The following is a 13785-nucleotide window of genomic DNA, read 5'->3' as shown; positions in this document are numbered from 1 at the left end:
CGCCGCCGGGGCGCAAAGCTCTTCCCCGTGGACACCGTCTTCACCGTCGGCCACGGCACCCGCAGCGTGGAGGAGCTCGTCGAGCTGCTCGGCGAGGGGCCGGCCGACACGCTGATCGACGTCCGGAGGTTCCCGGGATCGAGCCGCTCCCCTCACCTCGGCCGCGCTGCGCTCGCCGAGGCGCTGCCCCGGCTCGGGGTGACCTACGTCTTCCGCGGCGACGCCCTCGGCGGACGGCGGACCGGGCGGGCCGACTCGCCGCACGTCGCCTGGGAGAACGCGAGCTTCCGGGCCTACGCCGATCACATGGAGACCGCCGCGTTCCAGCGCGCGCTCTTCGAGCTCGAGGCGGAAGCGCGCGCTGGACGGCGAATGGCCCTCCTGTGCGCCGAGACGCTCTGGTGGCGGTGCCACCGCCGCCTCATCGCCGACGCCCTCGTCGCGCGCGGGCTGGCGGTCGTCCACCTGCTCGGCCCCGGCGCGCGGGCCCCGCACGCGCTGAACCCCGCCGCCCGTCCCGACGGCGCCGGCCACCTGATCTACGACGTCGGCGCGCAGCGCGCGCTGCCGCTCGGCGGCGCCGGCGCGGAGCGCGGGCCCGCGCGGCGCGAGCCTGCGCGCCCGCGCCGCGCGCGGTGATCCCGGCCAGCCTGGTGGCCGCGGGCCAGAAGCGCGTCGCATTCCTGCGGACGGCGATTGGCGCGGGAGCCCGCGATCGACCCGAGGTATCGCTGGCCGCTCACCGGCGCCGACCAGAGGGCCGTACGGTACGTGTCAAAAATCACGAAGTCCGCGTAGCGGTCCAGTCGGGTATCACCTGAAAAATAGACCATCAGTCGTCTCACTGACGTCCTGATCCCGGCCCACCTGGAGCGCCATCCGCTCCCACGGGGGCTTTCCGCGGAGCGCGAGATCGAGCGCGCCCCCGCCCGTCCGGTATGGCGGAGCCGCACCGATTCCGTTACCGTCCCGAGATCACATGAAGGCGCGCCCGATGTGGGCAGGGCCTCCTGGCTCGGGAGACAGTAATGAAAGTGCAACGCATTTCGGCGATCCTGCTCACCTCGGTCGCCTTCTCTGCAAGCTTCATCGGTTGCGGCGACGACGATCCGGGCGAGGGCTCAGGCGGCGGCTCTTCCTCTTCGACCACGAGCTCGTCATCGGGAGTCGCCTCGACCACGGGCGCGGGCGGGAGCAGGGCCGAGTTCCTCGGCGCCGGCTGCACGGCCGACGCCGACTGCGGGCCGGACGGCGTGTGCGCCCTGGAGTCGGACGGGGAGGCCGGTCCTGCGGGCGGGTACTGCACGATGGAGTGCATCGACGACGGCGACTGCGAAGGCGAGGGCAGCGCCTGCCTCGGGGGCATGTGTTACCTGGGCTGCGCCTTCGGAGAGCCCGAGATTGAGTTCATCAACGATGAACTCGACCCGTTCAAGTGCCACGGCCGCGAAGATCTGCGCTGTGAGGAGGCGGACGGCGTGACGGTCTGCATGCCGAACTGCGGCTCCGACTCCCAGTGCTCCGACTCCGGCCGCAGCTGCGATCCCAGGCAGAACGCGTGCGTCGACACGCCGCACGAGGGCCTGCCGATGGGGGCCGCGTGCGACCGCGACGCGGACGAGGACCCGTGCGCCGGATGGTGCGCGGGCTTCCCCGGCGGCGTCACCGCGTGCACCGAGTTCTGCGGCTTCGGCGGCGATCCGTTCGAGTCCGACTGCGGCGGGTCCGAGAACGGTATCTGCCTCTACCAGTTCGACGATGTCGTCGGCGCCGGCGACTTCGGCGCCTGCACCAAGGCGTGCACGGCGCACGACGAGTGCCTGTTGCCGAACGCCCGCTGCCAGAATATCGGTTTCACGGCCAACGGCTTCTGCGTCTTCACGAAGCTGGCGTGCGAGGACAACAGCGATTGCAAGGCACCGGACGAGTGCGCCGAGACGCCTGATGGCTTCTTCTGCCTCGACCCGGCGTTCCCGCTGAGCAACGAGGGCACTGGCGGCGGCGGCGGCGCGGGTGGCGCCGGCGGCAGCGGCGGCGCGGGCGGCGCCGGCGGCAGCGGCGGCGCGGGCGGCGCCGGCGGCAGCGGCGGCGCGGGCGGCGCCGGCGGCAGCGGCGGCGCGGGCGGCACCGGCGGCGCGGGCGGCAGCGACAGCGCGAGCAGCTCCAGCAGCGCGAGCAGCTCCAGCGGCGCGGGTGGCAGCGGCGGCACCGGCGGCACCGGCGGCGCGGGCGGCACCGGCGGCATCGGCGGCGCGGGCGGCACCGGCGGCACCGGCGGCGCCTGATCGCTGAGCCTCAGGACAGGCACTCATCTCATCTCCTCTCGATCTCCAGGAGGTGAGATGAGCGCCTCGCGCTCCACTCCCCTCCCTCGAAGCACCCGAGACACCGCGGTGGCGGTCGCGACGACGCGTTACCCAGGGCTCCCACGCGCCCAGGGAGCGGCGCGCGCCGCCGTCGCCATCCCCTCTCCGTCGCGAGCGCGAGATCTGTCTATCGGCCCGCGGACGGCGCGCTCGCCCGCGGCGACAGGCCGCGGACGAGGGTCGCGAGCGTGCGCAGCACCGGGGTGTCGATCCCGGCCCGGCGCGCGCGCTCGACCACCGCGCCCTGGAGGATATCGACCTCCGTCGCGCGGCCGGCCCGCACGTCCTGCAGCATCGAGGGCTCGGTGAGCGGGAACTCGGAGCGCGTGAGTGCGAGCATCGCGTCCGCGGTCGCCTCGGAGATCTCCGCCCCTTCCGCCCGCGCGACCGCGATCACCTCGAGCATCGCCGCCCGGGTGAGGTCCTCCATCCGCTCCGCGACCACGCCGGCGCGCTGGCCGGTCAGCGCGCAGATCGCATTGAAGGGGGCGTTCCAGACCATCTTCTCCCAGAGCATGGCGCGGTGGTCCGCCCCGCGGCGGACCGGGATGCCCGCGCGCTCGAGCAGCGCGGCGGTCGCCTCGACCCGCGCCTCCTGCCCGGGCCGGTAGGGCGCGAGCCCGGCGCGCGTCGGCGCGAGCGTCTCGATCTCGCCAGGCCCGGCGACGCCCGCGGACATGTACGCGATCGCGGCGATCACGCGCGGCGCGCCGACGTCGCGCGCGACAACGTCCTCGGAGTCGAGCCCGTTCAGGAGGGGCGCGGCGAGGCCGTCCGCGGCGAGCAGCCCGGCGAGCTCCGCGCTCACCGCGGCGAGCGACGGCGATTTCACGGCGATGAGCGCGAGATCGAACGGCCCGCGCGCCCCGTCGAGCGGAGCGACACGGAGCGGGGGAGTGCGCAGCTCGCCGGACGGCGTGCGGACGATGAGCCCGCGGGACCGCATCGCCTCGGCGTGCGCGCCGCGCGCGACGAAGGTGACGTCTTCCCCGGCGAGCGCGAGCCGCGCCCCGAAATAGCCGCCCACCGCGCCCGCGCCGACGACGAGGATCCGCATCGGCGGCGACCATAGCACGCTCGAGCCGGACCGCGGCGGGCCGACGAGTGGCGACCCGCGGGGATTGCGGATATGCCTACGCCGAGATGCGTAGGCCGGAAGCCCCCGCCACGGCGCACGAGAGCGGCCTCATGAGCGCAGGCGAGCCGAGCGTGACGATGGAAGCCGAGCAGCTCCAGCGCTTGCTGGACGCCCTGCCGGCGCTCATCTCGTATATCGACAGCGACGAGCGCTACGGCGTCGCCAACCGGGCCTACGAGCGCTGGTTCGGCGAAGACAGCGGCTCGATCGTCGGCCGGCAGGTGCGCGAGGTGATCGGCGACGCCGCCTACGCCGTCGTGAAGCCGCACATCACCGCGGTGCTCGCCGGACGGCCGCAGGACTTCGAGTCGCGGCTCACCTACCGGGAGGGCCGCCGGCGCCACGTGCGCATCCAGTACATCCCCCACCTCGGCGCGAGCGGCGACGTGCGCGGCTTCTTCGCGCTCGTCGCGGACGTCAGCGAGCAGAAGCGCGCCGAGGACGCGCGGCGCTTCCTGGCCGACGCGTCGGCCGCGCTCGATCCGGCGCAGGGCCGCGACGCGGGCTTCCGGCGCGTCGCGGCCCTCGCGGTCGCCTCGGTGGCCGATCTGTGCGCCGTCCACACGCTCGAACCGGACGGCTCCGTCCACGCGCGGGTCGTCGCGCACGCCGATCCGGCCAAGGCGGAGCTCGCCGCCCGTCTGGCCCGGCGCAGCCGCCCCCTGCCGGCGCCCGGGGAGCCGCCATCGCCGCTGCGCGAGGTGCTCCACGGCGGCCACGGCCGGCTCCTGCCCGACCTCGCCTGCCACGCGCCGGCCGGCGAGGACCACCTCGCCGCCCTGCGCGAGCTCGGCTGCCGCTCCGCGGTGATCGTGCCCATCCGCGGCGACGGGTGCGTCCTCGCGGCGCTCACGCTCGCGTCCGCAGAGGCGGAGCGCACCTTCGACGCCGCCGATCTCGCCTTCGCCGAGGAGCTCTCGCAGCGCATCGAGGTCGCCTTGCAGCGCGTCCGCCTCTACGACATGGCCCGCGACGCCGAGTCCGAGGCGCGGCGGCGCTTCCTGGCCGAGCAGGAGGCGCGCCGGGCCGCCGAGCGCGCGGCGCAGCGCATGGCCGGCCTCCAGCGGATCACGGCGGCGCTCGCCGACGCGCTCACCAGCGAGGCCGTGGCGCAGGTCGTCGTCGACATCGGCGTCGCCGCCGCGGGCGCGTACGCCGGGGCCGTCGTCGTGACGGCGGGCGACGCGCTCGAGTGCCTCAAGGAGGTCGGCTACGAGCGCGAGGCCGTCGAGCGCTTCCGGCAGATGCCCCTCGACGCCTCCCTCCCGCTCACCGACGCGCTGCGGACCGGCGCGCCCGTCTGGCTGCGCTCGCGCGAGGAGTGCTCCGCCCGCTACCCGCGCATCGCGAGCACCGTGCTGTCCGGCGCGACCGTGTCGCTCTGCTGTCTCCCGCTCGTGGTCCAGGAGCGGCCCATCGGCGTGCTCGGGCTGAGCTTCGCGGAGCCGCGCCCCTTCGACCGGGAAGAGCAGGAGTTCCTGGTCGCTGTGTCGCGCCAGTGCGCGCAGGCCATGGAGCGCGCCCGCCTGCACGAGGAGCGCGCCGCTCTCGTCGAGCGCGAGCGGCGCGCCGCCCTCGAGAACGCACGGCTCTACCGCGAGGCCCACGAGGCGGACCGGCGCAAGGACGAGTTCATCGCCATGCTGTCGCACGAGCTCCGCAACCCGCTGGCGCCCCTCACCACTGGCCTCGAGCTCCTGCAAATGAGCGCCCAGATGAGCGCCGGCGAGCGCGCCGATCGCGACGACCGGCAGATCCTGGCGACCCTCGAGCGGCAGGTGAAGACGATCGTCCGGCTCGTCGACGATCTCCTCGACGTCTCCAGGATCACGCGGGGCAAGATCGAGCTGAAGCGGGAGCGGCTCGACGTCGCCTCGGTCGTCGAGGCCGCTGTCGAGTCGGTCCGCCCGCTGCTCGTCCAGCGCGGGCACGATCTCGTCCTGTCGGTGGATCCGGGCGTCTTCGTGCACGGCGACCGCGTCCGGCTCGAGCAGGTCGTCGTGAACCTCCTCAACAACGCGATCAAGTACACGAACCCCGGCGGCCGCGTCTCGCTCGCCTGCGCCGCGATCGCCGGCGACGCGCGGATCCGGGTGACCGACACCGGCGTCGGCATCTCCGCCGACCTGCTCCCGCGCGTCTTCGAGCCGTTCATGCAGGCCCGGCGCACGCTGGACCGCTCCCAGGGCGGCCTCGGGATCGGGCTCACGCTGGTCAAGCGGCTCGCCGATCTGCACGGCGGCCGCGTCGAGGCGCGGAGCGGGGGCCCCGGTGAGGGGACGGCCATCAGCGTCTGGCTCCCGCTCGCGGGCGCGCCGGCCGAAGCCCCCGCTCCGCCGGCGCTTCCCCCAGCGCTCGAGGCCGCCCCTCCGCGCGCCACGACGCGCCCCCTCCACGTCCTCCTCGTCGACGACAACGTCGACGCCGCCGAGGGCCTCCGGCGCGTCCTCCAGCTCCACGGCCACGCCGTCTCGATGGCCCACGACGGCCCGGCGGCGCTCGAGGCCGCGCGCGCGTCGAGGCCCGATCTCGTCCTGCTCGACATCGGCCTGCCCGGGATGGACGGCTACGAGGTCGTCCGGCGCCTGCGCGCCGAGCCCGAGCTCACGCGCTCCTACATCGCCGCCCTGTCCGGTTACGGGCAAGACCAGGACCGCCGCCGCTCGCGCGAAGCCGGCTTCGACGCGCACCTCACCAAGCCGGTCGCGACGGAGCAGCTCCTGTCCCTGCTCGCCGAAGCCGCCCCGCGCGGCTGATCGGCCCGCGCTCCATTTCAGAAGTGCAATGCAGCCGCGCCTCCCGCCAGGCGCGCGATACATCGCTGAAACAGACTCTTCCAGTTCTGAACGTTGCGCCCATTTCCTTTCATCGGCGCTGTCGCGTCCAGACGCGCTCCGGGCCTTGTTGTGCCCGTTGATGCTCGCGAAACGTGCATGAAACAGAGGTGGCAGAGGCATTTGTGTAAGAGGCCGTGCGCGCCGTCGGGCCGACAATTTATTCCTGCGAAACAGTTGCGAAACAGAGCCCACAGTACACAGTTTTTGGTCCGGGACTGTGGCTGACGCCTGGTACGGACGGCAGCGCGGCAGTGACGGTGAGAAGGACTCACCGGGTCCAAAGGTGGGTTTCATGAGCAAGAAGAAGGACCTCCTCGTCATCGGCAACGGCATGGTCGGGCACAAGTTCATCGAGAACATGGTTCTCGGTGGCTTCCTGCGCGAGTGGAACATCACGACCTTCTGCGAGGAGCCGCGGCTCGCCTACGACCGGGTGAACCTGTCCGCCTTCTTCAACGGCAAATCGGCCGAGGATCTGTCGATGGTCAAGCCCGGCCTCTACGAGGAGGCGGGCATTCAGGTCCACCTCAACGACAAGGCCGTCTCGATCGATCGCCGGAAGAAGGCGGTGACGTCGGCGAAGGGGAAGACGGTCTATTACGACAAGCTCATCCTCGCCACCGGCTCGTACCCGTTCGTCCCGCCGATCAAGGGCAAAGACGCGAAGGGCTGCTTCGTCTACCGCACGATCGACGACCTCGAGGCCATGGACGCCTACGCCAAGGTCGCGAAGGTCGGCACGGTCATCGGCGGCGGCCTGCTCGGGCTGGAGGCGGCCAACGCGCTCAAGAACATGGGCCTCCAGGTCCACGTCGTGGAGTTCGCGCCGCGCCTGATGGCCCTCCAGGTCGACGACGCCGGCGGCGCGATCCTCCGGGCGAAGATCGAGTCGCTCGGCGTGAACGTGCACACGAGCAAGTCGACGACGGAGATCGTCGCGGAGCACGGCCGCGTGGCGAGGATGGTCTTCGCCGACCAAAGCGAGCTCTCGACCGACATGATCGTCTTCTCGGCCGGCATCCGCCCGCGGGACGAGCTCGCGAGGGCGTGTGATCTCGCGCTCGGAAACCGCGGCGGCGTCGCCATCAACGAGCGCTGTCAGACGTCGGATCCGGACATCTACGCGATAGGCGAGTGCGCGAGCTATAACAGCCAGCTCTACGGCCTGGTGGCGCCCGGCTACCACATGGCCAAGGTCGCGGTCGACGCCCTCACCGGCGGGAAGGAGACCTTCAGCGGCTTCGACATGAGCACGAAGCTCAAGCTGATGGGCGTGGACGTCGCGAGCTTCGGCGACGCGTTCGCGACCCAGCAGGGCGCGCGCGTGCTCAGCTTCATGAACGCGACGTCGAACGTCTACAAGAAGCTCGTCGTCAGCGGGGACGGCAAGCTCCTCCTCGGCGGCATCCTGGTCGGCGACGCCGCGAACTACGGCCAGCTGCTCCAGCTCGTGCAGAACAAGATCGTCCTCCCGCCGCACCCGGAGGACCTCATCGTCACGGCGCGGGACGGCGCGAAGCCGGCGGGCCTCGGCGTCGACGCGCTGCCCGACACCGCCATGATCTGCTCGTGCCTGAACGTCACGAAGAAGGCCATCTGCTCGGCCATCTGCGACGACAAGCACGTCACGGTCGCCGGCATCAAGTCGCACACCAAGGCCGGCACGGGCTGCGGCTCGTGCACGACGCTGATCTCCGACATCCTGAAGAAGGAGCTCAAGAAGGCCGGCGTCGCGGTCAACAACTACATCTGCGAGCACTTCAACCACTCGCGCCAGGAGCTCTATCACCTCGTCCGGATCCACCAGATCAAGACGTTCGACGACCTGCTCGCCCGCCACGGCCAGGGCAAGGGCTGCGAGATCTGCAAGCCCGCGGTGGCGTCGATCCTCGCGTCGACGTGGAACGAGCACATCCTGAGCAAGAAGCACCTCCCGCTGCAGGACACGAACGATCGGTACCTGGCCAACGTCCAGCGGGACGGCACCTACTCGGTGGTCCCGCGCGTGGCGGGCGGCGAGATCACGCCGGATCAGCTCATCGCCCTCGGGGTGGTCGCGAAGAAGTACAACCTGTACTCGAAGATCACCGGCGGCCAGCGCGTGGACCTGTTCGGCGCGCGGCTCGAGCAGCTGCCCGACATCTGGCGCGAGCTCATCGCCGCCGGCTTCGAGTCGGGGCACGCGTACGGCAAGGCGCTGCGCACCGTGAAGTCGTGCGTGGGCAGCACCTGGTGCCGCTACGGCGTGCAGGACTCGGTGGGCTTCGCGGTCGCGGTCGAGAACCGCTACAAGGGGCTGCGCAGCCCCCACAAGCTGAAGTCCGCGGTTTCCGGCTGCGCGCGCGAGTGCGCCGAGGCGCAGGGCAAGGACTTCGGCATCATCGCGACGGAGAAGGGCTACAACCTCTACCTCTGCGGCAACGGCGGGATGAAGCCGCAGCACGCCCAGCTCTTCGCGTCGGATCTCGACGAGGCGACGCTCATCAAGTACCTCGACCGGTTCCTGATGTTCTACATCCGCACGGCGGACCGGCTCCAGCGCACGTCGGTGTGGTTCAACAACCTCGAGGGCGGCATGGATTACCTCCGCCAGGTCATCATCGATGACTCGCTCGGGATCTGCGATGAGCTCGAGAAGGAGATGGCCCACCTCATCGCCACGTACGAGTGCGAGTGGAAGGCCGCGGTCAACGACCCCGAGAAGCTCAAGCAGTTCCGCCAGTTCGTGAACGCCGGGGAGCCCGACCGGAGCATCGTGTTCGTCAGCGAGCGCGCGCAGCACCGCCCCGCGGCGTGGCAGGAGAAGTCGAACCTCGTCGAGGAGATGATCTGACAGCAGGGCCGAGGGGCCTTGTCTGAGGGAAATCGTCATGAGCGAGCTGCACACTTCGAAGGCGCCTCGGAGCGAGACCATGACCCAGGGGTGGATCGACGTCTGCGGGGTAGAGGACATCATCCCGAACACGGGCGTCTGCGCGCTCGTCGGGAAGCGCCAGATCGCGCTGGTCCGGGTCGGCGAGGGCGAGGAGGTCTACGCCATCAGCAACTTCGACCCGTTCAGCAAGGCGTTCGTCCTCTCCCGCGGGATCGTCGGGGACAAGGGGGGCGTCCCCAAGATCGCCTCGCCGATCTACAAGCAGAACTTCGATCTGCGGTCGGGTCAGTGCCTGGACGACCCGGGCGTGAGCATCCCCGTGTATCCCCTCCGGGTCCGGGGCGGGCGTGTCGAGATCCAGGCCGCGGCGGAGCCGCTCGCGGCGGCGAGCTGACGGGATGACCTGGCGAGCCAGCGCCAGGCGCTCCCGTGCGGCGGACGCGCCGCCGTTCGCTGTGTCTCTCTTGGAGTTCTCGGGGCTGGGCTTCCGCGCCGGGTAAACAGGGAATTTCGATGAGCGTTGCAAAGGTCTCGGACACTCACTTTCGCTTACCCATCGTCAACTCGGCGCCGAAGATCCACGACAGCAACAAGAGCCTGCTGGACTCGCTCCTCGCCGACCAGCAGAAGCTCACGGCGGTCGAGAAGTTCTCCAGGATGCACGAGGAGCACGCGCTCCCGGCTCAGTCCAAGTACTACCGCGACCTGATCCCGCTCGAGAAGCCGAAGCCCGGCCAGCAGTACGGCTTCGAGGTCGACCTCGACGCGTGCACGGCCTGCAAGGCGTGCGTCACCGCCTGCCACAGCCTGAACGGCCTCGACGACAACGAGGTGTGGCGCTCGGTGGGGCTCCTCCACGGCGGCACGCCCCAGACGCCGGCGCAGCAGAGCGTGACGACGGCGTGCCACCACTGCCTGGACCCGGCGTGCATGTCGGGGTGCCCGGTCAAGGCCTACGAGAAGGACCCGATCACCGGCATCGTCAAGCACCTCGATGACCAGTGCATCGGCTGCCAGTACTGCATCCTGATGTGCCCCTACGACGCTCCGAAGTTCAACGCGGAGCGGGGGATCGTGCGCAAGTGCGACATGTGCAGCGATCGGCTGGCCAACGACGAGGCCCCGGCGTGCGTGCAGTCGTGCCCGAACGGCGCCATCCGGATCACGATGGTCGACCAGCAGCAGGCCGTGCAAGAGAGCCAGACGAGCCTCTTCCTGCCGGGGGCGGCGGCGCCGGAGATCACGATCCCGACGACGACCTACAAGACGCAGAGGTCGCTCCCGCGCAACATGCTCCCCGCGGACTTCTACCAGGTGAGCCGGGAGCACTCCCACCCTCCGCTCGTCGCGATGCTGGTGCTGACGCAGCTCTCGGTGGGCGCGTTCTGCGTGAGCCTGGCCCTCAACGAGCTGCTCGGCGCGCAGGCGACGCGGGATTTCGGCGGCCACAGCGCCACGTTCGCGCTCGTCTTCGGGATCGCCGCGCTCATGGCGAGCCTCTTTCACCTTGGCCGGCCGCAGTTCGCGTTCCGCGCCTTCCTGGGGCTCAAGACGTCGTGGCTCAGCCGGGAGATCCTGGGGTTCTCGCTCTTCGCCGGGGCCGCGACGCTGTACGCGGCGTCCTTCTGGGTGCCCGCCATCCCGGCGCTCGCCCCGGTGGTCTCGGCGCTGCCCCCGGTCGACCTCGCGCAGGCGCCGCTCTCGTATGCGGTCGCGCTGAGCGGGATCCTCGGGGTCTTCTGCTCCGTGATGGTGTACGCCGCGACGCAGCGGGAGCACTGGCGCGGGGCCCTGACGGGCTTCAAGTTCGCGACGACGGCGGCCATCCTCGGGAGCTCGACGGTCCTGATGATCGGGCTGCTCCTGAGCGCCGAGCACGCGGCGCTGCTCCTGACGCGGGGCTTCCGCGCGCTGAGCGCGTTCCTGTGCGTGACGACGGCGCTCAAGCTGCTCGTGGAGCTCTCGATGTTCCGGCACCTCCGGAAGCGGAGCCACTCGACGCTCAAGCGGAGCGCGATCCTGATGACGGGGGAGCTGAAGGGCGCGACGGGCTGGCGCTTCGCCTGCGGGGTGCTCGGCGGGATCGTCCTTCCGGCGCTCAGCCTCTTCTCGGCGCCGAACAGCGGCGTGAGCTCTGAAGTGCTGATGGCGATGGCGGTCGTGGCGTTCCTGTTCTGCCTCGCGGGCGAGTTCCTCGAGCGGTACCTCTTCTTCGCAGCGGCGCCCGCCTCCAAGATGCCCGGAGGGCTCTCCTGATGTCGACCAGCGATGCAAGCGATGCGAGCGATGCGAGCGATGCGAAGAAGACGTCTTTGGCGCCCAAGCAGGCGGACAACCTCCTCTTGCAGCGCAACGGGCCGCTGACGCGCGAGCTGCTGCTCACGCCCGGCGAGTTCGGCCTCGGGAGGGTGCCTGCGCGGCTCAAGCCCGACCAGACGACGACGGTCGTGTGCGGGTTCTGCTCGACCGGGTGCGGGCTGAACGTGCACCTCAAGGACGGGGAGGCGATCAACCTCTCGCCCAACACGGACTATCCCGTGAACCTCGGGATGGCGTGCCCGAAGGGCTGGGAGGCGCTCACGCCGCTCCGCGCGACCGACCGCGCGACGACGCCGCTCCTCAGGAACGCGCGCGGCAAGCTGGAGCGCGTGGAGTGGGACGTCGCGCTCCGCACGTTCGTCGATCGGTTCAAGGCGATCCAGGACGCGCACGGCAAGGAGTCGATCGCCTTCATCAGCACCGGGCAGATCGTCACCGAGGAGATGGCCTTCCTCGGGGCGCTCGCGAAGTTCGGGATGGGCATGCTGCACGGGGACGGCAACACCCGGCAGTGCATGGCGACGTCGGTGGTCGCGTACAAGGAGGCGTTCGGGTTCGACGCGCCGCCCTACACGTACCGCGATTTCGAGGAGTCCGACGTCGTGGTGCTCGTCGGCTCGAACCTCTGCATCGCCCACCCGATCATGTGGGAGCGGCTCTGCAAGAACAAGAACCGCCCCGAGATCCTCGTCGTGGATCCGCGCAAGACCGAGACGGCGATGGCGGCGACGGCGCACTATGCGCTCAAGCCGAAATCGGATCTGACGCTGTTCTACGGGATCGCCCACATCCTCATCCAGCGCGGGTGGATCGACCCGGGGTACATCGAGGCGCACACGGTCGATTTCGAGGCGTTCAAGGCGCACGTCGAGGATTTCACGCCGGCGCGGGTCTCCGAGGCGACGGGGCTCAGCGAGGCGCAGCTCGCGTCGTTCGCGGAGAAGATCCATAGCGGAAAGCGGGTGTCGTTCTGGTGGACCATGGGCGTCAACCAGAGCCACGAGGGCGTGCGGGTCGCGCAGTCGCTCATCAACCTGGCGCTGATGACGGGCAACATCGGCCGCCCCGGCACCGGGGCGAACTCCATCACGGGCCAGTGCAACGCGATGGGCTCGCGGATGTTCAGCAACACGACGGGCCTGTTCGCCGGCCACGACTTCACGAAGGAGGAGCACCGGAAGAAGATCGCCGGGATCCTCGGCATTCCGGAGGAGGTCATCCCGACCCGGAACAGCCTGGCCTACGACCAGATCATCGAAGGCATCTTGAAGGGGAAGATCAAGGGCCTCTGGATCATCGCGACGAACCCGGCCCACTCCTGGATCAACCAGGAGGATCTGCACGAGCTCCTCGGCCGCCTGGAGTTCCTCGTGGTGCAGGACATGTACGCCACGACGGAGACGGCGGAGCGCGCCCACCTCGTCCTCCCGGCGGCCTCGTGGGCCGAGAAGGAGGGCACGTTCATCAACTCGGAGCGGCGCATCGGCCTCGTCAAGAAGGTCGCGCGGGCCCCGGGCCAGGCGCTGGCGGACTTTCACATCTTCCAGCTGGTCGCCCAGTACTGGGGCTGCGGCGAGCTGTTCAAGGAGTGGAAGAGCCCGGAGGCGGTCTTCCAGATCCTGAAGCGGCTCTCGAAGGGGCAGCCGTGCGACATCACGGGCATCGACGGCTACACGATGCTCGACGAGCGCGGCGGCATCCAGTGGCCCTACCCCGAGGGGGCTGCCTTCGAGACGAACGAGCGCCGGCTGTTCGAGGACGGCCAGTACTACCGCCCGGATCAGAAGGCGAAGTTCGCCTTCCAGGCGCCCCGCCAGCTGCCGGAGCCGACCGACGAGCAGTATCCGTTCACGCTGCTCACGGGGCGAGGGAGCTCCAGCCAGTGGCACACGCAGACGCGGACCAAGAAGTCGGCGGTGCTGCAGCGGCTCTATCCGAAGGAGATCTACGTCGAGCTGAGCCCTGTCGACGCGAAGAGGATCGGTATCGAGATGAACGAGTGGGTGGTCATCGCCTCCCGCCGCGCGGAGATCAAGGCGCGGGCGTTCGTCACGAACTCGGTGAAGCCCGGGGAGATCTTCGTGCCGATGCACTACGAGATCACGAACAAGCTGACGTTCCCGGCCTTCGACCAGTACTCCCGGCAGCCGTCGTACAAGGCCTGCGCGGTGAAGGTGCGGCGGGAAGAGGATCGCGGGTAGCCCGCGCGGCCTCCGCGAGGACAGCCTCCGCGAGGGGGCGCGTGGCACG

The 13785-nt window shown here is 70.4% G+C and carries 8 protein-coding genes; 7 read left to right on the top strand and 1 reads right to left on the bottom strand.

The genetic code is table 11. The annotated features are described in order from the left end of the window. The first annotated feature begins 27 nt into the window (after positions 1-27). The gene (locus WMF44_RS45550; RefSeq protein ID WP_437296302.1) at positions 28-639 is read left to right on the top strand and encodes a DUF488 domain-containing protein; all 612 of its coding nucleotides are present in this window, start codon (positions 28-30) and stop codon (positions 637-639) included. A gap of 389 nt (positions 640-1028) precedes the next feature. After that, positions 1029-2285 carry a hypothetical protein gene (locus WMF44_RS45545; RefSeq protein ID WP_437296301.1) on the top strand — a complete coding sequence of 419 codons (1257 nt, stop codon included), beginning with the start codon at positions 1029-1031 and terminating at the stop codon, positions 2283-2285. Between the two features lie 208 nt (positions 2286-2493). Here WMF44_RS45545 and WMF44_RS45540 read toward each other — a convergent pair whose 3' ends face one another. Beyond that, positions 2494-3423: a ketopantoate reductase family protein gene (locus WMF44_RS45540; protein ID WP_437296300.1), complete on the bottom strand. Its 930-nt coding sequence runs from the start codon at positions 3421-3423 to the stop codon at positions 2494-2496. 86 nt (positions 3424-3509) lie between these two features. On the opposite strand from WMF44_RS45540, the gene WMF44_RS45535 reads away from it, so the two are divergent. From WMF44_RS45535 to WMF44_RS45515, 5 genes are all read left to right on the top strand, one after another. Next, positions 3510-6260: an ATP-binding protein gene (locus WMF44_RS45535; RefSeq protein ID WP_437296299.1), complete on the top strand. Its 2751-nt coding sequence runs from the start codon at positions 3510-3512 to the stop codon at positions 6258-6260. A gap of 373 nt (positions 6261-6633) precedes the next feature. Continuing rightward, complete coding sequence (gene nirB / locus WMF44_RS45530; protein ID WP_437296298.1) at positions 6634-9174, top strand: nitrite reductase large subunit NirB; 2541 nt, start codon at positions 6634-6636, stop codon at positions 9172-9174. A gap of 37 nt (positions 9175-9211) precedes the next feature. Further along, entirely contained in the window at positions 9212-9610 is a 399-nt protein-coding gene (gene nirD, locus WMF44_RS45525; protein ID WP_437296297.1) for a nitrite reductase small subunit NirD, read from the top strand. 119 nt (positions 9611-9729) lie between these two features. After that, positions 9730-11472: a DmsC/YnfH family molybdoenzyme membrane anchor subunit gene (locus tag WMF44_RS45520; protein ID WP_437296296.1), complete on the top strand. Its 1743-nt coding sequence runs from the start codon at positions 9730-9732 to the stop codon at positions 11470-11472. Continuing rightward, positions 11472-13736, top strand: coding sequence for a molybdopterin oxidoreductase family protein (locus WMF44_RS45515; RefSeq protein ID WP_437296295.1), 2265 nt, complete (start codon positions 11472-11474; stop codon positions 13734-13736). Before WMF44_RS45520 ends, WMF44_RS45515 begins: the two co-directional genes overlap by 1 nt. Positions 13737-13785: the final 49 nt, after the last annotated feature.

Origin of the sequence: Sorangium sp. So ce426, assembly GCF_051475585.1 — a bacterium.
In the GTDB taxonomy this organism is placed as follows: domain Bacteria; phylum Myxococcota_A; class Polyangia; order Polyangiales; family Polyangiaceae; genus Sorangium; species Sorangium cellulosum_B.
This window is presented reverse-complemented; position numbering and strand designations above follow the sequence as displayed.

Bases quoted from the DNA above. Each gene is read 5' to 3' on its own strand.
- WMF44_RS45515 (WP_437296295.1), top strand. From the start codon at position 11,472: ATGTCGACCAGCGATGCAAGCGATGCGAGCGATGCGAGCGATGCGAAG.
- WMF44_RS45535 (WP_437296299.1), top strand. From the start codon at position 3,510: ATGCGTAGGCCGGAAGCCCCCGCCACGGCGCACGAGAGCGGCCTCATG.
- nirD (WP_437296297.1), top strand. From the start codon at position 9,212: ATGAGCGAGCTGCACACTTCGAAGGCGCCTCGGAGCGAGACCATGACC.
- nirB (WP_437296298.1), top strand. From the start codon at position 6,634: ATGAGCAAGAAGAAGGACCTCCTCGTCATCGGCAACGGCATGGTCGGG.
- WMF44_RS45520 (WP_437296296.1), top strand. From the start codon at position 9,730: ATGAGCGTTGCAAAGGTCTCGGACACTCACTTTCGCTTACCCATCGTC.
- WMF44_RS45540 (WP_437296300.1), bottom strand. From the start codon at position 3,423: ATGCGGATCCTCGTCGTCGGCGCGGGCGCGGTGGGCGGCTATTTCGGG.
- WMF44_RS45545 (WP_437296301.1), top strand. From the start codon at position 1,029: ATGAAAGTGCAACGCATTTCGGCGATCCTGCTCACCTCGGTCGCCTTC.